A 19,480-nucleotide genomic window follows, 5' to 3' on the forward strand; every position below is an offset into this window, starting at 1 on the left:
AATTGCACTTTGCTTTTATCATTTTTAAATATTTTCCATTTGGTGGCATGCAGCGCGATATGCTGCGCACCGCTAACGAGCTGGTTAAACGCGGGCATATTGTAGAGATTTTCACCATGAGTTGGCAAGGCGATATGCCGGCCAATATCAAAGTGCATGAATTACCACAAAAGGCCTGGTTTAATTATCAACGCTACCAACAGTTTATACAGGCTACTTTTGCGCAAATAAAACACAGTCATTTTGATTATGTGTTTGGCTACAACCGCATGGCCGGTTTGGATGCGCACTTTGCCGCAGACCCTTGTTTTATAGAGCGTGCGCACAAGCAGCGCAGTTTTTTATATCGATTATTACCACGTTTTAAATGGTTCGCTGCGTGTGAAAAAGCGGTATTTTCGGCAGAACTGAATACACAGATATTAGCGGTTTCACTCACCGAAAAACCGCATTTTCAACATTGGTACGGCACGCAAAGTGAGCGCTTTCACTATATCCCACCATTTTTATCGCCAGAGCGATTTGTATTACAAGATAAAGCGGCAATGCGCGCGCATTTGCGCAATGCTTTTGGCTTTGGTGTGAATGATTTTGTGTTTTTACTAACCGGTTCTGGCTTCGCGATGAAAGGCTTGGATCGTGCGATTCTGGCGCTTGCCGCATTGCCTGATGATGTACGTGCCCACACAAGATTGGTTGCGGTGGGGCAGGATAACCCTAAGCAATTTGAAAAAATGGCGAAAAAACTGGGTATTGAAAATCATGTTGTGGTGTCAAAAGGCCGGCCCGATACGCCACAATTGATGCAAGGTGCAGATGTGTGCATACATCCAGCATATCGTGAAAATACTGGTTTAGTGATTTTAGAGGGCATGGCTTGTGGCGCGCCAATGCTGGTTACGGCAAGTTGCGGCTATGCGCATCATGTGACGGATGCCGATGCGGGAATTGTATCGGCTTCGCCCTTTAATCAAACCCAGTTTAACCAACAGTTTTTGCAGATGATACAGACCAATGAAAAAGCACAATGGGCACAAAATGGTTTGGCTTATGTGCAGCAAATTATGCAGGCCAACGACGGTAGCGCAGAAGCTGAAATTTTAATTAAACTTGCAGAGACAAAGCTGGCCAATCAAAACGCAGCCTTGCAGAAAAAGAAATCGTGATGATGAACAGCCATTTAGTTGTGCCTGACGAAATCAAACAACATTTAAGCGGTGAAGCCTTTAGCGCGCTGATGCAAATGCCTGGTAAAGCTTATCGTGACGTGCGTGGGCGTAAAACCATACAAGTGAAGTTGGGGAAAAAGAGCTATTTTATTAAGCAGCATTTTGGCGTGGGTTGGGCTGAGATTTTTAAGAATTTAATTGCTTTTAAAAAACCGATTCTTGGCGCGATGACAGAGGTACATGCCATTCAAAAACTCAACGCAATTGGCATACCCACCACACCGCTAGTAGCTTATGGTCAGCAGGGCTGTAATCCCGCAACTATGCAGTCTTTTGTGATGACAGAAGATTTAGGCGAGATTGTGACGCTGGAAGATATTTGTGCCGACTGGCCTAGCTACTCGGATGGTTTCAAACAAGCGCTGATGCAAGCGATGGCGGAACTCGCCAGCAAATTACATGGCGCAGGGCTTTGCCATCGTGATTTTTATTTATGCCATTTTGTATTGAAAAAACAGGATTTAGACTTTAAAAATTCAAACATTAAAAATCTACATTTGATTGATTTGCATCGCATGCTACAAGGCCAATCAAGTAGCGGAAACGCTGTCATGAAAGATATTGCAGGGTTATATTTTTCTGCGTTGCAATGTGGATTAAGCACAAAAGAATTGGATGTTTTTAAACAACATTATTTGCCGCAAAACACTGCTTTCTGGGCGAAGGTTGAACGCCGTGCGCAGGCTTTGTTAACTAAATTTAATAGCCAGAAATTTCAGCAACGTTTGCAAAAAGAAAAGTCTGCTATTCGTTAGTTTGTTTTGTGGGTTTTGATTTCAATTCTGCAGTAGTTGCCGGCGTTTCTCGTTTTTCCATCGCATGTCGTCTTTGTTTGTAACGGTCATAACGCCATAAATATTGTGTTGGATTTAGCGCGATTTGTTGTTCAATTGCATTGTTTAGTAGTGTCGTTGTGGTAATCGATTCCAAGCGGGTAATGTGAATATCATAACCGGCACCATTTACTAGCCGCTCACCAAACGCCATTAATACTGTTGCGCCTGTTTTTTCAGCTAACTTGCTGGCAAGCGTCATTGTGTAGGCAGGTTTGCCGAAAAAATCCGCCCATTCTCCTTCGCCTGCAGCGGGGATTTGGTCAGGCAAAATGCCAATAGCTTCATTACGTTTCAATGCCTGCATCAGTTTTCGTACACCACTTGCGTTTGCTTCTGCCAATGTGACACCTGTACGTTTACGGCCATTTAAAATAAGCCTTTCCAGCCACTTTAGTTTTGGTGGGCGATACAGCACGGTAATCGGATGTCGGTTGCCGTAATAAATAGATGTGATTTCAAAGCAACCCAGATGTGGCGTTAAAAAGATAATTCCTTTGCCTAATTGCAGCGCGTCTTTAACCACCTCCCAGCCATGCACTTGTTTGACTAAAGGCAGGATATCCGCCTCTTTTTTTTGCCAAATCATTGGTGTTTCAAATATTGCTTTACCAAGCTCAACAAAACTTTTACGTGCTATTTCTTTTACCTCTAGGGGGGGTTTAGCCAGCTGGCTTTGCTTAATATTCGTAATGGTGCGTTTTTTAGCTTGCGGCATACAATAAAAAAGTAGCGTGCCTAAGCAAAAACCTAGGCCATGCAGCACGCGTAGCGGCAAGTAAGTAAACGGATTTAAAATAAATGACAACATGGTCAGCAATTATACGTGATAAGCACGAAACTGCATTTGTGCCGTTTTAAAGTGTATGTTGACTGATATAATTTACCCTTTCTATGTTGGTAGAGTTTTCACCATTGTTCCAATCTAACGATTATCAAGCGCTTTTGGCACAGCATCAATTGACAGATTTTAATGCTATTTGGAACCGGGATATTGCCTGGTTTGAACCGCCGAACGAGCGTCGTGGCGGCTTTAGCGGTGTAGGTAAGCTATTGTTGCGAACGGAAGATGGCGAAAATTTCATTTTTTTTGTGAAAAAGCAGCAAAATCACGGTCGCAAAAGCTGGGCGCATCCAGTTATAGGCGAGCCTACTTTTAGACGCGAGTTTCGAAATTTAACTTTTTTGCAAAAACACAATATTGGCGCACCAAGTGTTGTGTACTACGCAGAAAGTACATCTACCAATCAGGCCATTCTGATTACAGAAAATTTAACCGATTTTGTGCCACTCGATACAATTAATTTAAGTCAATTGCAGCAGGCGCAGCAATACGATTTAGTTAAAAAAGTGGCCACGGAAATTAAGCGATTTCACGATACCGGTATGGTGCATCGCGCGCTTTATCCAAAGCATATTTTCGTTAAAAACGCAGGGACAGGTATCGCACCCGAAGTTGCATTAATTGATTTAGAAAAAGCACGTTTTTCGCCACTGGCCTGGTATCGTGCGTATTTTGATTTGGCCGCCTTTTTAAGGCACACAGTTGATTGGGATGATGGGCGTAAGTTGTTATTAATAAAAAGCTATTTAGAAAAAATCGAGCTAAGTTTTTTTGATAAACTGCTATTTAGTATGATTACACACCGTGCCAACCGTGTCTAAGCGATTTTGATATGACCAACGAAAAACCAAGTTTCGCCATTGTCATGGTGAATTACAAAACATTAGAACTTACCAAGATTAGTTTGTCCTTGTTAAAGCAGCATATAGATGCCGGCTTGATTGCAAGCACAACCGAAGTTTGGGTGGTAGATAATGACTCGCAAGACGCCAGCACAGATTATTTGCGCAGCCTGGATTGGATACATTTGATAGAGCGCAAAGCCGCTGGTAAAGAACAAGGTTTTGCTGCGCATGGCCATGCGCTGGATGTGGTGTTGTCAAAAGTTAACTGTCAGTATTTGTTTTTGATGCATACTGACACTTTTATTTACCAGCCAAAAGTGTTTGAAATATTATTGGCGAACTTGAAAAGTCAGCCCAATGTTGTGGCGACGGGTTGCCTAGAGCAAATTAATCGTGGCTATTTGCGCAGCTATTGGCGTTTAGTCTCTCGTTTTTGCAAGCACTATTCACGCCGTGCAGTGCGCTTTCTGGGTATTAATGGGCGTGAGCCAAAACCTTATAAAGAACAATACATTAAAAGTTTTTTTGCGTTGTGGGATGTTAGTTGGATGAAAGAGAATAAGCTCACTTTTTTTATGCAAAACCGTATTCCAGGTTATGCGCTGCAAGATATCGCGCTTGAGACAGGACGTAATGTTAAACATATTTCTGCCATGCAATTGTTTAAATATTTAGACCATGTCGAAGCTGGCACTGTTGGGTTGGTAGCGGGCTATGATGACATGAACAGGCGAGTAAAGCGTAAGTTGGCGCTTCTGAAAAAATATCAATAAACGATTGCTAGTATGACTAAAAAAATGACAGGCTTTTTACCGATTCAAATCCAGCAGGGTTTGCAGTTAGATGCTGAAAAAGCGCTTGAAATTGGCCAATCGCAAATGGGGGAGTATGCTTTTGCAGAGCCATTTTGCCATGCCGTAATTGATGATTTTTTGCCGACTGATTTGGCCGAGCAGATATTACAACACTTTCCAGTAGAAAAAAAAGCACACGATAAAATTTATCAAAAAGGTTATGGCGGCCAGTATAAACGCCAAATCATGCCTGCCGATTGCGATGAGTTTACACGCAACCTATTTGGCTTTTTTAACTCATCCAGTATGCTCAAGTTTCTTGAGGGCATCACCAATATTCAAGGCTTGTTACCAGACCCGTATTTTGCCGGTGGTGGTTTTCACGAGATTTCTACTGGTGGTCTGCTGGGTATTCATGCCGATTTCCGTGTCAATGAAGGTTTACAGTTGATCCGACGGGTAAATGTACTCATTTATCTTAATAAAGATTGGCAAGATACTTATGGCGGAAAATTGGAGTTATGGGATAAAACTATGCAAAACAAGGTGAAAGAAGTTGCGCCATTATTTAATCGTTGCGTAATTTTTAATACCGATGCGGATAGCTATCACGGTCATCCAGAGCCGCTAACTACGCCCTCCGATATTACCCGTAAATCCATCGCACTGTACTATTACACCGCTTTACCCATTGCCAATGATACGGGTGAATCGCGTCACACTAATTACGTGGCCCGCCCGAACGACACAGCAAAAAATATTGCAGATGCAAAAAAACTGGCCAAAAAACGCGACAGGCGAGCAAAAAAAATGTTTGGACAGAATGAACATTGGCTAAGTAATGTAAAACAAAAAATCAAAAAATTATTTTGAGCTTGCTCAAATATGCCTAATTTTTTGTATCAATTTAAACAGCCGTGCCGTGCCGATTTTGTGTTGAAACTGGCTGACTTAACGGTTTTGACATGCCAGGAAGTGGTGCGTGTTGTTCCAGGAAAACGTGTTGTGTGCCAAGCTTTGTGGCAAGACAAGACTGTATATGCAAAACTATTTTTTGGTAAAAATGCCAGCAAATATGCCGCACGCGATGCAGCTGGCGTCAGGTGGTTGATGGATGTAGGTATTGATACGCCGCGCATGCTGTACCAAGGTGAGACAGTAGGAGAAAGCACGCAAGTGCTTATTTTTGAGGCGATAGCGCCTGCGAATAATGCAGAGCAAATTTGGCAGAATTTAAACCAAAATCATCGCTTAGCTTTAGCTAAAAAAATAGTCGCTGAAGTTGCCAAACATCACAACGCGAATTTGTTGCAAACGGATTTATACCTGAAGAATTTTTTAGTCTCCGGTGACAAAATTTATACGCTTGATGGTGATGGCATACGCAAATTTTCACATTTAAGCAGCGAGCAAGCATTGCAAAATCTGGCCGTCATCTGGTCTAAGTTTGATGTGCTGGATATTGAGAAGTGGCAAGCAGTTTTGGCAGACACCTATTCAAACGCGCGCGCATGGAATAGTGGCCTGGAACCAGCAAAGCTTGCCAATATGGCGAATCGGCACCGCCTGCAGGCAGCAAGTCGTTATGCCGATAAGAAAGTGTTTAGGCAATGTGCCGATGTGAATGTTATTGCCGTGCGAGACTTATTAGTTGCATCTTCCAGTGATGCTAATATAAATGCACCGATAAGTCTGCCCGAATTGGATGCTTTGATACAACCGCACAATCTGCTAAAAAATGGCAATACCTGTACTGTGGCTCTGGCAGAGATTGGCAACAAAAAAATTGTTGTTAAACGTTACAATATTAAGAATTTTTGGCATGGTATCAGCCGTGCGTTTCGGCCTAGCCGCGCTGCGATTTCTTGGGCTAATGCACATCGCCTCAGTATTTTAGACATAGCTACCGCCAAGCCCTTTGCGTTGATAGAGCAGAGGCGCTTGAGCTTTCTGGTGGGTGGGTTAAGAGGTAAAGCCTATTTTTTGGCGGAATATCTGGATTTACCCGATGTGACAGAATATTTTGCTTGTACACACGATAAAGCCCAGCGTGCTGAGGCAATCAAAAATATCGTGGCCTTGTTTTATAAGTTGTTTTTACTGCAAATTAGCCACGGCGATACCAAAGCCACTAATATTAAAATGCAAGGAACACTGCCGGTATTAATTGATTTAGATAGTATGCGCCAGCATCGCAAAATCAATGTCGTTGCACATGTGCGCGATTTACAGCGGTTTATGCAAAATTGGCAAGACAACGCAAGCCTGTATAATGCGTTTGTGAAGACATTTAAAGTCACATATCCCGATGACTCAATGCTGATTAAAGCAGGCATTACAACCAATAAAGAATGAATTAAATGATTGTATTAGGCATATCTGGCGCGCTGGGGCATGATGCTTCGGCGGCAATTTTAATTGATGGAAAAATCATCGCCGCGGCGGAAGAAGAGCGTTTTATTCGCGATAAACATGCGAAAAATCAATTTCCATATGAAGCAACAAAATTCTGCCTGAAACAAGCAGGCATCAAAGCTGAAGATGTCGATATTGTGGCTTTTCCGTATGCAGAGATTCCGCTAACCAGTAAGGCGCGCTGGCATTATGCAAAACGTCATTGGTACGCGCCAGATCGCGCCTTGGATGCGCTGTTTAATGGCAATAGAAGATTCCGTCGTAATCGTGATAAATTGCTAAAATTAATGGCGGATTTAGGGTTAACTAACGCTAAATTCGTACCAGTAGAGCATCATTTGGCACACGCTTCCAGTGCATATCATTTAAGTGGCTTTAAAGAAAAAACTGCCATTGTCGGTATTGATGGCAAGGGCGAATATGCCACGACTTTTTTTGGTTATGGCGAAAATGGCAAAATTCATAAAATTAAAGAGTTTTATGATCCCGATTCTCTCGGTGGCATGTATGGCGCGATCACCGAATATTTGGGCTTTGAAATGCTCGATGGCGAATTTAAAGTCATGGGTATGGCACCGTATGGCGATGCCAGTAAATATGATTTATCTCGCTTGGCGACTTTTGAGAATGGTGAGTTGGTGATTGATACCACGCTGGTGAATGTGGTTGGGTTACGCCGTTATAAAGAAAATGGTAAAGGCTACTACTTCACGCCGGAACTCATTGATTGGCTTGGACCAAAGCGTAGCGGTGACGAAATCGATAATCCATATATTCATTATGCGGCTTCTGTGCAGGCTTTGTTGGAAGACGTTGCGCTGAAAATGATTGATTATTATCTTGGCGATATTATTAAAGAAACTGGCAAAATCGTGATGGCTGGTGGTGTTGCGCTTAATGTTAAGTTAAATCAGCGCATTATCAGCATGCCGCATGTAAAAGAGCTATTCGTGCAACCTGCATCTGGTGATGCAGGTACTTCGCTTGGCGCTGCAACTTTTGCAGCAAATGCAGCGGGCGACACGGTTGAGCCAATGCAACATGCGTATTTAGGCCCAGCGTTCAGCAGTGAAGAATGTGTTGCTGCTTGTGAAGCACATCCGAATAAGCCGATATTCACCAAAGTGGATAATTTCCCGCAAAAAGCCGCTGAATTGCTAGCGGCGGGTAATCCATTGGCATGGCTGCAAGGGCGCATGGAATTTGGTCCACGCTCATTAGGCTGTCGCAGTATCCTGGGCGATCCGAGCTTTCCCGGTGTAGCTGATCGCATCAATGCGCAGATTAAATATCGTGAACGTTGGCGTCCTTTTTGCCCAAGTATGTTGGATAAAGCCGCACCTGAGATATTGCAAACCAATCACCCCGCGCCATATATGACATTCACATTTGATGTGGCCGAAAGCTGGAAATCGCGTATCCCAGAAGTGGTGCATGAAGACGGTACAGCACGTGCGCAAGTGGTCACATATGCAACAAATCCACGCTATTACGAGTTGATTGAGCATCTTGAGAAATTGCGTGGTAATCCTGTTGTGCTTAATACATCACTCAATCGCCGTGGAGAACCGATGATCTGCTCGCCAACGGATGCACTGAATATGTTTTATGGCTGCGATCTGGAGTATTTGATGATGGAAGATATTCTTGTCACCAAAAAATAGCAGCTAAATTCTCATCATTGTTTGAATATACTGTCTAGTTTAGCTCATTCAAATTCAATGCGATTTTCAACCTGATTTTGCGATCAAAACCGCGTTTTTCTACACGGTTAATTTGACGGATAAGGCTCAATTAGCGATAATCGGACAGTTAGGTTTTTATTTAAATAGCAGTTAACCATTATAAAAAAGCATTTATGAAACAATCTCTAGTAGAAGTGACCGAACGTATTATTGAACGCAGTCGACCAACTCGCACTGCTTACCTGCATCGTGTCGATGAGATTCTGAAGCGTGAAAAAGGTGCCGACAGACTGGGCTGTGCTAACGTAGCACACGCTGTTGCTGCTCTGCCAGCTAGTGATAAGTTCAAAATCGTGGTTGAAAAAGCGCCGCATATTGGCATTGTCACAGCCTACAACGAGATGCTTTCAGCGCATCAGCCTTATGTGAACTACCCGGATATTCTGCGCGATGAAGCGCATAAATGTGGCGCGACCGTACAAGTGGCGGGTGGTGTGCCTGCTATGTGTGATGGCATTACGCAAGGCGAGCCAGGCATGGAGTTGTCGCTATTCAGTCGCGATAATATTGCCATGGGCACTGCGATTGCGCTTTCGCATGATGTGTTCGATGCCGCTTTGTTGCTGGGCGTTTGCGATAAAATCGTGCCGGGCTTGTTGATTGGCGCACTGCATTTTGGACATTTACCGTGCGTATTTGTGCCTGCAGGTCCAATGAGTACGGGCTTGGATAACACATCAAAATCTAAAGTGCGTGAAAAATATGCACAAGGTATTGTGGGGCGCGAAGAGTTATTTTCTTCAGAATCTGCCGCTTATCATGGTGCTGGTACCTGCACGTTTTATGGTACGGCTAATAGCAACCAAATGTTGTTAGAGGCGATGGGTTTACACGTACCAGGCGCGGCGTTTATTCACCCGCATGATGGTCTGCGTGAAGATTTAACCCGCGAAGCAGTTAGATTGGTATTGAATAACACACGTAAAGATAACTTTATTCCAATTGGTAAGTTGGTAGATGAACACGTGATCGTAAATGCGATGGTAGCTTTGTTGGCAACCGGCGGCTCAACTAACCATCTTATTCACTGGGTAGCTGTAGCGCGTGCTGCAGGCATTATTATCGACTGGACAGATTTTCATTATCTTGCAAAAGGTACGCCGTTATTGGCGAGCGTTTACCCTAATGGCAAAGCGGATGTTAATGAGTTTCAAAATGCTGGTGGCCCTGGTTTTGTGATACGCGAGCTGATTGACGGCGGTTACATGTACCCAGATGTATATACCGTAGCTAGAGGCGGTTTGCGCGAATTTGGCAAAAAACCTGTTAAAGAAGATGGCACGTTGGTCTGGAAAGATTATCCAGCCGAGAGTGGCGATGAAACAGTTGTCAGAACTGCTGCGCATCCCTTTAACGAATCAGGTGGCTTACGCTTGTTAAAAGGTAATTTAGGCCGTAGCGTCATTAAAATTTCTGCCGTGCCAGAAGATCGACATATCATTGAAGCGCCAGCGATTGTGTTTGATGCACAAGAGGAATTATTGGCCGCGTTCGATCGCGGAGAACTTGAGCGTGATTTTGTAGCGGTAGTGCGTTTTCAAGGACCTAAAGCCAACGGTATGCCAGAATTACACAAATTAACACCACCATTAGCCGTGTTGCAAAACAAAGGCTTTATGGTTGCAATCGTGACGGATGGCCGCATGAGCGGTGCATCGGGTAAGATTCCTGCTGCGATTCATTTAAGCCCGGAAGCAAGTGCAGGCGGTGCAATTGCCAAAATTCGCACTGGCGATATCATACGTTTAAATGCAAGTGTAGGTACGCTGAATGTATTGGTGGACGAAGATACTTGGGCAGAGCGTGAAGTGGAGGAATTATCTGATGCTAAACGCAACAATAATTCGCATGGTATTGGGCGTGAGTTGTTTGGTGGGATGCGGAAAAATGTATTATCCGCCGAAGAAGGCGCAATCACCTGGCTATAAACTTTGCAAATCGACTGATGTTGCAATCACTTGCCCTACTATCGTACTGTCTGCGCTCATGTGTCTTGCTTTCAGCCGATTATCAAAGTTTAGGCTGTTGATATCGCTAAGAACTACTTAATCTATCACTCCCGCGCAGGCGGGAATCCATTTTAAAGTTTAAATATTCATTTTTTTAACTAGGTAACAATATGATTAATACATTAGATTTAGCAAAAGAAGGTCCAGTAATCCCCGTTATCGTGATTAACAAAGTAGAAGATGCCGTACCAATGGCAGAAGCTTTGCTGGCGGGTGGTATTCGCGTATTGGAAGTGACATTGCGTTCATCTTGCGCACTGCAAGCGATGGAACAGATTGCGAAACACGTACCAGATGCAATTTTAGGTTCAGGCACTGTGCGTAACTTAAAAGATGCGCAGGCCTCATTAGATGCAGGCTGTAAATTTGCGGTTAGCCCAGGCTACACAACAGAATTAGGTCAATTTTCGCGCAAAATTGGTTTGCCATTATTGCCAGGCGTTTCAACTGGTTCAGAAATCATGACAGCTAACGCAGATGATTATTTTTTCTTAAAACTATTCCCAGCAGTTGCAGTGGGCGGTGTTAACTTGTTAAAAGGTTTTGCTGGTCCTTTTGGCGATGTGAAATTTTGTCCAACTGGCGGTGTTACAGTTGATTCTGCACCACAGTTTCTAAGCTTGCCTAATGTGGTGGTTTGTGGCGGTACATGGTTAACGCCAGCAGATGCAGTTGCGCGTAAAGACTGGGCGCATATTACCAAATTAGCTAAAGAGGCTAGTGCAATTAAACCTGCATAAGTGAATGGTTGCGTTAAAATTAGGGTTTGTGTTTTAACACAAACCCTTTTTTATTGAGCGTAGATTTTATCGAGCTTAAGTTTTATTAAGCCTGAGTTGATTGATTTTGAAATTGAAGTGAGGAAGTTTTTTGCACTCGTTAACTAAAACCTTGGATTTAAAAAAATATAAAGCAATCGTGTTCGATTGTGATGGCGTGATTCTGGATTCGAATGTTGTGAAAACTGAAGCTTACTTTCGCACCGCTAAAAATTTAGGTGCAACAGATGAGCAAGCACAAGCGCTGGTAGATTATCACGTTAAATTAGGTGGTATTTCGCGTTATCACAAGTTTGATTGGTATTTGCGCGAAGTATTAAAGCAAGCTGTCACAGACGAAGCAATTCAAGTTTTATTGGATGAGTTTAGCCGCGAGTTAGAAGAAGGTTTAATGCATTGCACCATTGCCGATGGCTTGCAAGAGTTACGTGATGCCACAGCAGGTATTAAATGGATGATACTTTCTGGTGGCGATCAACAAGAAATTCGCGACTTATTTGCCAAACGTAAGCTTGCCGATTTATTTGACGGCGGCTTGTTTGGCAGCCCAGATAATAAAGATGCAGTTCTGGCGCGTGAAAAAGCCAGCGGTAATTTGCAGCTGCCCGCATTATTTATTGGTGACAGCAAATACGATCATGAGGCATCCACAAATGCAGGACTGGATTTTATTTTTGTCAGTGATTGGACAGAGGTGCCTGACTGGCAGGATTTCTGTCGTGAAAACCACATTTGTGTAGAACCCAATATAAGGTCACTGTATTAATGTTTCTTTATTTCCAGCAATTTTATTTTAAGAGCCAACCGTTATCAAAAGTAATGTTTGATGATATGTGCATGCAGGGTAAAGTTATTGAACAGGATGAGCGTGGCATAAAAGTAATCGAATTACCAAATGGTGACATGTTAAAAGTTTTTAGAGTTAGACACTTATTGAGCGGCACTCAGTTATATACGCATGCAAGACGCTTTTGCCGAAATGCACGGCGATTAAAAAGTATAAATATTCCGACAGTAGAGGTTAAAAAGTTATTTTACTTCAAAGATAATCGACATGCTGCTGTTTTATATTCGCCCCTTGTTGGCATGACGTTAAAGGAATACGTGCATAAAGGCGGTGTCGACATCGAATATTTAGCACAAAAACTTGGTACGTTTATAGCTACGCTACATTTAAAAGGTGTACATTTTCATTCCTTACACACTGGTAATGTAGTGATTACACCGCAAGGTGAAGTGGGTCTTATTGATATATCAGACATGAGCATTTATCCTTGGCCACTATTATGTAATACCCGTGTTAGAAGTTTTAAGCGCCTTTGCCGTTATACAGATGAGATTGAAATGCTGGGTGCAGAGTTTTGGCAATCGCTACAGAAGCATTATTTCAAGCACAGTTTATGTAGCCCTTGGTGTAAAGATAAAATTGAACAGGCTAATAAGAAGCTGATTGTTTTTTAGAAGATATATGATGCAAAACCAGACTCAGCAATGGGTGATACAAATCTGTCATAGTTACTACCCACCGTTTTTAGACTGCGCTAGGCAATACGCAGTTTTATTTAAAGACTCACCCTACAAAGTGCTGACCGTTTATTTAACGGGCGAAGCCAATGTGGGAACTGAGCAAGGTAGTGCATCAGATAAAGTCGTTTTTTTAGGCTATAAAAGTAGCCAAGTAAGGGGCTTAAAGTTAGGCGCTATTCACAAAATTAAACAACTCAATCAAAGTTACACATTTAAATTTTGTATCGCACATCGTGTAAAGCCGACCTACGTAGCGTTATTGGCTACTAATTTACCGGTAATTAGCGTGCACCACAACTACAATGATTACAGCAGTTGGTCAAGAAGAATCATTGTCAACTTTTTTAAATCGCGTTTACTCATGTTGGGCGTTTCTAATAGTGTGCGCAATGACTTGAGGCGCGATTTAAGGGGATGGGAGGCTGAGAAAATTCAGACGCTCTATAATCGTATCGATGTATTTACGACACAGCTTTCTATGTTATCCAAAACTGAAGCTAGAAAAGCACTGAATTTACCACAATCCGCATGGATAGTAGGTAGCGTGGGTAGGTTGCATCATGACAAGGACCATGCCACACTGATTCGTGGTTTTGAAAAGTCGCTGTTGCAATTGCCAAAGAATAGCTTGTTAGTGATTGTCGGTAAGGGTCCTTTAGAGGAAAGTTTAAAACGATTAGTGGCTAATCTTAAGTTGGAATCCAATGTGATTTTTACAGGTAATCTCCCTGATGCGAAACGCTATTTTAAAGCGTTTGATGTGTTTGCATTAACATCAGATCATGAGCCGTTTGGAATGGTATTGTTAGAGGCCATGGTTGCAGAACTACCTATTATTTGTAGTGATTGCGGTGGCGGGGCCGAGGTAGTGAAGAATATAGGGCAATTGTTTTCGCTAGGAAACTCAGATGAGTTGGCGACACAGTTAGTCAATACGTATCAAGTAGATGTGCAAAACCATCATCAAAAACAGAGCTGGCAAGACTCAAATATGCAAATTGAATTAAATCGTTACTTTTCAGATGAAGCTGCAAAAGGTTATTTTTGGTGCTTACCTTTTGTTAAGCAGTGCATATCCAATTAAGACTATATAAAATTCATTATTTTCCAACCTGAGGTTGCCAGAACTCTAAATATTGTGCAGATGATTTAGTAGCGTATTTATTCAGTAACTCAAATCTCGCTTTATTATCGGGGATTGCTAGCTGACTAAAGCCAGAAATACCCAAGCCGATTTTCCCACCTTCAACCGTTAAGTTAATGCTATCTAATATTGTAGGTAGATGATCTACATGTGTGATTTCATCTCTGTTTTTAATAAGTTTGGTATTTTTTATGATGTAATTATTAAATACAAAGCGTTCGTTTGCTTTCTGTAGTTTTTTTGTCACTGGGTTGGTCATTACAAGATGATCGCCCATAATGACAACAGTAGTATTTTCTAGGTAGCCTTTTTTATCCATATAATGGACAAGATCAGCCAGCAAAGTGGAAGTACATCTTACAATATCTTTAAACTCTATTGCGCCGCTGGCTGTACATGTTTTGGAGTAGCTACCATCAGGCATATGTGTGTCTAAGGTAAGTAAGGTCACATTGTAGAGGGAGCCTTTTTGCTCTAATAAGTCAATTTTATGCTTAGCATAATTGAGTAAATCATCATCAAAAACTCCCCAATGATTTTGAGGCAATTTAGGATCTAATATTTTGGAGAGTTCATCTCGTCCCCAGATTTCATCATAGCCATGATCAGAGAAGAATTTGCCTTTCCCAGCAAATGAAAGAGCTGCGCCCCCAATAAAAACATTGGTGTAATCGTGTTTTTTTAAAATATCCCCTAGACAGTCTATATTTGGTAAAAATTGGCTGGTGAGTTCAGTAGCACTATTTTTTCGACGATCTCCGCCACCAAATACAGGTCGAAGTGGAATGCCGCATTGTGTAGAAACAATGCCAGCCATTGTCCAGCTAGTACCAGTGATTTGGCGTTGCTTTAAAAAGCTAACTCCTCCTAATGTGTGGGCCGATATATTTTTAAGCAGGTCTTCATTAAATATTTTTTTGTTATCGTAAGTGGACTCCAATGATTCTACATATATCAATACTAGGTTCTTAGGTTTATTAGCAATTATCTTTGTTTGCGAAGGCGCTTTATAATATTGAGCATAAAAATCTAAGCTATTTGGCGACATGGAGTCAACAAAATAAGAAAATGCTGAAAAGTGAAATAGAGCATATACGAAAGCAGTTGTTAATAAATAATATTGCTTAGGCAAAAAAATCAGTTTTTTACTCAACTTGTGCTGAGATAATAATTGCACAAGGCTTACTTTTATCGTGGTATATAGTTTTTTGATTGTGTTAAAACAGTCTGCATTAAAAAGCATTGCAATAATCGTGAGAATTAGTGGTAGTAAAAGACTTTTGTTGTAAAAAGTTCTGATAATCGATTGGTCCGCCGTAAGTAGGCCTTCGCTGCCAAACTCTAGATGATATAAAATTTGGTCAATTGAAACCTCACCAAACTCTTGACGCAACCAGATAACAAAACAAAATATAAAGAATGCGAGAAAATAAACAACAAATTTAGTGATTATTGGAATAAATTTTATTTGAGATAAGCGATAAAGCATGAGTTAAACCTGAACGAAATGAGTCTGATGATTGTAAGTTTGATGATTCTAATGATCAGTATGCAATGGTGTGAGTAAATCTTTTCTTATGAAGTATAAAAAACCTAGGATAAATGTTAATGGGTAAATATTCGTGCTACTAAAAAATGGAAAGTTTAATCCATTCAGTACGATGAGAATAGTGAGTATCACTAGATTCAGCGTTGATAGGTCGCGATAAGCAGTATAGTTTTTTCTCATACTAAGTAATTTTTGATATAAAAGATAATACATATAAAGCGTTAGTACTAAACCAATTAGCCCTGATATGTATAGCATTTCTAGAATAAGATTATGCGGCGATCTGAAGTCTTGAATGTGATGATATCTTGAGACTTTTTTGAAGTCTTCATAAAAACTTTTCAGCCCATTTCCAACTATCCAATTCTTTGGTGCAACAGTTTTTTGTAATTGCCATGTGTCTTGCCAAATAGTTACACGTTCTTCTGTGGTGATGTTTTGTGCTAGCTCTTTGAACCTGGAAGAGTAGTTGAAAATATTGAAGCTTACCAAAAGCGCCTGTATCGCAATAAAAATCACGATAAATTTAATCCAGTTTTGCTTATTAAAATAAGTAAATATAAAAAATAAACTTATCAGTAAGCCAATCCATACTGGTCTGGATGATGTGTAAAGAATAATTGCAGATAAAGGAATGCTGATTAATAGATAGATATAACGATATTGAGCGCTTGAACTGAAAAAGTAATAAAGTGCTACACAAAAGCCAATTGCACTGTAGAGCGCTAAGAAATGTGGATTGCTTGTTGTGCCATAAATGCCTTGATAAGGGCCAATTTGAAAGTAGATGGTAATAATTTGCACTATAACGTAAACAAAAAGTATAAATGCACTTAGTTTTTTAGTGATGTTTTTAATCTGCGGTATTTTAAATTCCGCTAATATCATTAAAGAGATTAATAAGCCGTAAGCGTAAAGTATGTTCCTCGCATAATTTTTAAAGCGAAATTCACCAGTGGCAAGGTAATTTAGTGTTAAAAAAACAATAGGAATTAGTGAAAGTTTAGCGGCTGACTTAATAAAAACAAAGTTTCTTTCTGAAAGTTGCCAAGCCAAAAAAATCAGTGATATGTAAAAATTTATTTTTAATAATCGATTGCTGACATCTTCAAATTTGAACATTAATGCAAATACGATGACTGCCAAGATTGTAAAAATAAATCCGAGTAGAATATTTCTTCTATGATGACTGAAAAGAGTTGAAAAGCACAGGGTCATTTTAATTGCCTAATGATATTGGTTGGATTTATTTTGATTAAGCAGGCAAGTTTTTTGCTATCATCTGAGAATTTACACGTTCTTTGAAAGCAAGGGCTGCATGATAAGCTCAAATATTCAATCACTGCTTTTTCACTCATCGGTGGTGTGTGGTACGGGTTGGATGAGCCAAAAATGGCAACCAGCTTTTTATCTAAAGCCGCTGCCACGTGCATCAAGCCAGAATCATTGCTGACAACGGTGTCGCATAACGACATTAAATCAATCGCTTCGCCTAATTTTGTTTTGCCGCCAAAGTCTACACAGCGATTTTGTGTTAACTGATTAATCTGATTGGTGACTGGAATGTCTTTATCTGAACCAAATAGCCACACTTGCCAGCCCTTTTTAATCGCATCATTAGCCACTTCTGCATAATATTCCGTTGGCCAGCGTTTGGCTTCGCCGTATTCTGCACCCGGGCATAAGCCCAGTATTTTATCTTGACTTGATTGAATGCCAAGTTTAGCCAGTGTTACAAAAGCGGTTTGCGCGTCGGTGATCAATTGCGGATTTGGAATATTTTTTGGTAAAGCTTCGTTCGCGTTTAAACCCAAAAACACAAAGCGCTCAACGGTTTTCTTCAAAGTCGTTTTATCTAGTGGGCGAATATCATTAATCAAGCCATAACGCATCTCGCCTAAAAAACTGGTGCGTTTTTTAATGCCAGCAGCCCAAGGCAGTAGTGCAGATTTAAATGAGTTGGTGAGGATGATTGCTTGGGTGTAACCGGCTTGCTTCAAGCTCCTGCCAAATGTTATTCGTTGCCAAAAAGCCAATTCGCCATGCTTAAATGGTAAGGCTATTTTCCCGCTGACTTCTGGCATACGCTCTAGCAGAGGTAATGTCCATGCCGGTGCGGCAACGTCAATGATGCAATTTGGCCGATTAGCTTTAAGTGTTTTAAACAAGCTTTGGGCTAAGACCATATCGCCTACCCAAGCTGGGCCTAGTACTAGTATTTTCTCAGGTTTTTTTGGGGCAGACATTTGCGAATGAATGACTAGCTTAGCTATTCATTTTTTTGATGATGTTACTGGTGCTTCTGCCTTCTACTAAATCGATAAGCGCAATTTCACCGCCCCAGGAAAGCACTTCTTTGCCACCGACTACTTGGTCTGCAGTGTAATCGCTGCCTTTGGCGATAATGTTCGGCTGAATGGCGTTAATCAAATTAAGCGGGGTGTCTTCATCAAACAAGACGACCGCATCTACGCTTTCCAGCGCGGCCAATACACGGGCACGGTCATTTTCTGAAACAACTGGGCGTGTTGGTCCTTTGATGGCGCTTACGGAGCGATCGGTGTTTAAGCCTAAAATCAATTTATCGCCACGTTTTTTTGCGGCCTCTAAATAGGTGACATGTCCTGCATGTAGTAAATCAAAGCAGCCGTTGGTAAATACGATGCTTTGCTTGTCTTTTTTCCACGCGCTTACTTTAGCTTTTAATTGGCTGATATCGCAAATTTTATGTGCTTGTTCGCTGCTTTGCTGGCTGGCAAGCGCTTCTATTAAATCTGCTTGCGAAATAGGCACGGTGCCGACTTTCCCCACAACCACAGCTGCTGCAATATTCGCCAGTTGCAAGCTTTGCAGCACCGAAAGGTTGTGCATTAGGCCTGCGGCTAATGTGGCAATCACGGTGTCACCAGCGCCTGAAACATCAAATACTTGCTTGGCGGTAGCGGGTAAATGATGAGTTGCCTCGTCAATGAGTGTAATGCCTTCTTCACCACGCGTGACGGCCAGAAAATCTAAATCTAATTGTTCTTTAAGTGTCGTGGCTTTGCTGATTAAATCGGCGTCATCAGTCGTACTATTACACGCTTCTGCGGTTTCTTTTTTGTTGGGAGTGAGTGCGGTAGCACCATTATATTTGCTGTAATCGCGTCCTTTTGGGTCAACTAATACTGGAATATTGGACGTTTTGCATTGCATAATAATCGCTTGGCAGGTTTTTTCGCTTAGCAAGCCTTTTGCATAATCTGACAAAACAACCACGCTGGGTTTCAACGCTAATTGCTGTTGAATCACAGCCGTTAGGTCTGTATTTTCAGCAGCATTAAAGCTTGCATTGCTTTCCTGATCCAGTCGTAACATCTGTTGATGGCCGCTTAAAACACGAGTTTTGGCAATAGTAGGGCGGTTAACCGAGGTGTAAATGCCATTTACATCCACGTTCATTTGTTTTAATAAACGTATCAACGTTGCACCTTCGCTATCGTCGCCGACGCAACCGATAATATGCGTTTTGATGCCGAGCAGTGATAAGTTCGCGGCTACGTTAGCCGCGCCGCCAGCACGTTCATTTTGCTGATTCAACAGCACGATAGGCACAGGCGCTTCTGGTGAAATGCGACCAACAGAGCCAATTAAATAGCGATCCAGCATGACATCGCCGATAATTAGCGCATGGTGTTTATTGGAGTCGAGATGAATGCTACCGAATTGTTTAACGGCGGATAGCAGTGGATCAGTTAAATGTTGCGACATAAAAAGCTCAATATCAA

The 19,480-nt window shown here is 41.6% G+C and carries 17 protein-coding genes; 12 read left to right on the forward strand and 5 right to left on the reverse strand.

Annotated features, from left to right (window positions below; all coding sequences use genetic code 11):
* Positions 1–47: 47 nt before the first annotated feature.
* Together K370_RS10735 and rfaP are read left to right on the forward strand one after the other, a co-directional pair.
* The gene (locus tag K370_RS10735) at positions 48–1,166 is read left to right on the forward strand and encodes a glycosyltransferase family 4 protein (RefSeq protein ID WP_268747050.1); all 1,119 of its coding nucleotides are present in this window, start codon (positions 48–50) and stop codon (positions 1,164–1,166) included.
* Positions 1,166–1,984, forward strand: coding sequence for a lipopolysaccharide core heptose(I) kinase RfaP (gene rfaP, locus K370_RS10740; protein WP_235272736.1), 819 nt, complete (start codon positions 1,166–1,168; stop codon positions 1,982–1,984). Before K370_RS10735 ends, rfaP begins: the two co-directional genes overlap by 1 nt.
* Here rfaP and K370_RS10745 read toward each other — a convergent pair.
* Positions 1,974–2,873, reverse strand: a complete 900-nt coding sequence (locus tag K370_RS10745) for a lysophospholipid acyltransferase family protein (protein ID WP_047541462.1) — start codon at positions 2,871–2,873, stop codon at positions 1,974–1,976. The two genes, rfaP and K370_RS10745, sit on opposite strands and share 11 nt — an antisense overlap.
* A 149-nt stretch (positions 2,874–3,022) precedes the next feature.
* On the opposite strand from K370_RS10745, the gene K370_RS10750 reads away from it, so the two are divergent.
* From K370_RS10750 to K370_RS10795, 10 genes are all read left to right on the forward strand, one after another.
* Positions 3,023–3,727: a lipopolysaccharide kinase InaA family protein gene (locus K370_RS10750; RefSeq protein WP_160255841.1), complete on the forward strand. Its 705-nt coding sequence runs from the start codon at positions 3,023–3,025 to the stop codon at positions 3,725–3,727.
* Between the two features lie 11 nt (positions 3,728–3,738).
* Positions 3,739–4,524, forward strand: a complete 786-nt coding sequence (locus tag K370_RS10755) for a glycosyltransferase (protein WP_047541466.1) — start codon at positions 3,739–3,741, stop codon at positions 4,522–4,524.
* Between the two features lie 12 nt (positions 4,525–4,536).
* Positions 4,537–5,418 carry a 2OG-Fe(II) oxygenase gene (locus K370_RS10760; RefSeq protein WP_047541468.1) on the forward strand — a complete coding sequence of 294 codons (882 nt, stop codon included), beginning with the start codon at positions 4,537–4,539 and terminating at the stop codon, positions 5,416–5,418.
* A gap of 24 nt (positions 5,419–5,442) precedes the next feature.
* A complete protein-coding gene (locus K370_RS10765) occupies positions 5,443–6,900 on the forward strand; it encodes a lipopolysaccharide kinase InaA family protein (protein ID WP_160255842.1) in 1,458 nt (485 codons plus the stop codon).
* Between the two features lie 5 nt (positions 6,901–6,905).
* On the forward strand, positions 6,906–8,624 hold the full coding sequence (locus K370_RS10770; RefSeq protein WP_047541470.1) for a carbamoyltransferase: 1,719 nt from the start codon (positions 6,906–6,908) through the stop codon (positions 8,622–8,624).
* A gap of 194 nt (positions 8,625–8,818) precedes the next feature.
* Positions 8,819–10,633 (forward strand): phosphogluconate dehydratase, encoded by a 1,815-nt coding sequence (gene edd, locus K370_RS10775; RefSeq protein WP_047541471.1) that lies wholly within the window; start codon positions 8,819–8,821, stop codon positions 10,631–10,633.
* Between the two features lie 194 nt (positions 10,634–10,827).
* Entirely contained in the window at positions 10,828–11,454 is a 627-nt protein-coding gene (gene eda / locus K370_RS10780; RefSeq protein WP_047541983.1) for a bifunctional 4-hydroxy-2-oxoglutarate aldolase/2-dehydro-3-deoxy-phosphogluconate aldolase, read from the forward strand.
* 151 nt (positions 11,455–11,605) lie between these two features.
* Positions 11,606–12,259, forward strand: coding sequence for an HAD family hydrolase (locus K370_RS10785; RefSeq protein ID WP_047541985.1), 654 nt, complete (start codon positions 11,606–11,608; stop codon positions 12,257–12,259).
* On the forward strand, positions 12,259–12,954 hold the full coding sequence (locus K370_RS10790) for a hypothetical protein (RefSeq protein WP_152603147.1): 696 nt from the start codon (positions 12,259–12,261) through the stop codon (positions 12,952–12,954). The genes K370_RS10785 and K370_RS10790 overlap by 1 nt, the downstream gene beginning before the upstream one ends.
* Before the next feature lie 7 nt (positions 12,955–12,961).
* Complete coding sequence (locus K370_RS10795) at positions 12,962–14,104, forward strand: glycosyltransferase (RefSeq protein WP_047541473.1); 1,143 nt, start codon at positions 12,962–12,964, stop codon at positions 14,102–14,104.
* Positions 14,105–14,120: 16 nt separating this feature from the next.
* Here K370_RS10795 and K370_RS10800 read toward each other — a convergent pair whose 3' ends face one another.
* The 4 genes from K370_RS10800 to hldE all read right to left on the reverse strand — a co-directional run bounded on the left by K370_RS10800 (position 14,121) and on the right by hldE (position 19,463).
* The gene (locus K370_RS10800; protein ID WP_052185243.1) at positions 14,121–15,653 is read right to left on the reverse strand and encodes a sulfatase-like hydrolase/transferase; all 1,533 of its coding nucleotides are present in this window, start codon (positions 15,651–15,653) and stop codon (positions 14,121–14,123) included.
* A gap of 48 nt (positions 15,654–15,701) precedes the next feature.
* Entirely contained in the window at positions 15,702–16,859 is a 1,158-nt protein-coding gene (locus K370_RS10805) for an O-antigen ligase family protein (RefSeq protein WP_160255843.1), read from the reverse strand.
* 68 nt (positions 16,860–16,927) lie between these two features.
* Positions 16,928–17,959, reverse strand: coding sequence for a lipopolysaccharide heptosyltransferase II (waaF, locus tag K370_RS10810; protein ID WP_047541477.1), 1,032 nt, complete (start codon positions 17,957–17,959; stop codon positions 16,928–16,930).
* Positions 17,960–17,978: 19 nt separating this feature from the next.
* The gene (gene hldE, locus K370_RS10815; RefSeq protein WP_047541479.1) at positions 17,979–19,463 is read right to left on the reverse strand and encodes a bifunctional D-glycero-beta-D-manno-heptose-7-phosphate kinase/D-glycero-beta-D-manno-heptose 1-phosphate adenylyltransferase HldE; all 1,485 of its coding nucleotides are present in this window, start codon (positions 19,461–19,463) and stop codon (positions 17,979–17,981) included.
* Between the last annotated feature and the right edge of the window lie 17 nt (positions 19,464–19,480).

This window comes from Methylotenera versatilis 7, from assembly GCF_000799165.1.
Classification (GTDB): Bacteria; Pseudomonadota; Gammaproteobacteria; order Burkholderiales; family Methylophilaceae; genus Methylotenera_A; species Methylotenera_A versatilis_A.

Coding starts and splice junctions, on each gene's coding strand:
- rfaP (WP_235272736.1), top strand. CDS start 1,166: ATGATGAACAGCCATTTAGTTGTGCCTGACGAAATCAAACAACATTTA.
- edd (WP_047541471.1), top strand. CDS start 8,819: ATGAAACAATCTCTAGTAGAAGTGACCGAACGTATTATTGAACGCAGT.
- K370_RS10745 (WP_047541462.1), bottom strand. CDS start 2,873: ATGTTGTCATTTATTTTAAATCCGTTTACTTACTTGCCGCTACGCGTG.
- K370_RS10795 (WP_047541473.1), top strand. CDS start 12,962: ATGATGCAAAACCAGACTCAGCAATGGGTGATACAAATCTGTCATAGT.
- K370_RS10790 (WP_152603147.1), top strand. CDS start 12,259: ATGTTTCTTTATTTCCAGCAATTTTATTTTAAGAGCCAACCGTTATCA.
- waaF (WP_047541477.1), bottom strand. CDS start 17,959: ATGTCTGCCCCAAAAAAACCTGAGAAAATACTAGTACTAGGCCCAGCT.
- K370_RS10770 (WP_047541470.1), top strand. CDS start 6,906: ATGATTGTATTAGGCATATCTGGCGCGCTGGGGCATGATGCTTCGGCG.
- K370_RS10735 (WP_268747050.1), top strand. CDS start 48: ATGCAGCGCGATATGCTGCGCACCGCTAACGAGCTGGTTAAACGCGGG.
- hldE (WP_047541479.1), bottom strand. CDS start 19,463: ATGTCGCAACATTTAACTGATCCACTGCTATCCGCCGTTAAACAATTC.
- K370_RS10760 (WP_047541468.1), top strand. CDS start 4,537: ATGACTAAAAAAATGACAGGCTTTTTACCGATTCAAATCCAGCAGGGT.
- K370_RS10800 (WP_052185243.1), bottom strand. CDS start 15,653: ATGCTTTATCGCTTATCTCAAATAAAATTTATTCCAATAATCACTAAA.
- K370_RS10755 (WP_047541466.1), top strand. CDS start 3,739: ATGACCAACGAAAAACCAAGTTTCGCCATTGTCATGGTGAATTACAAA.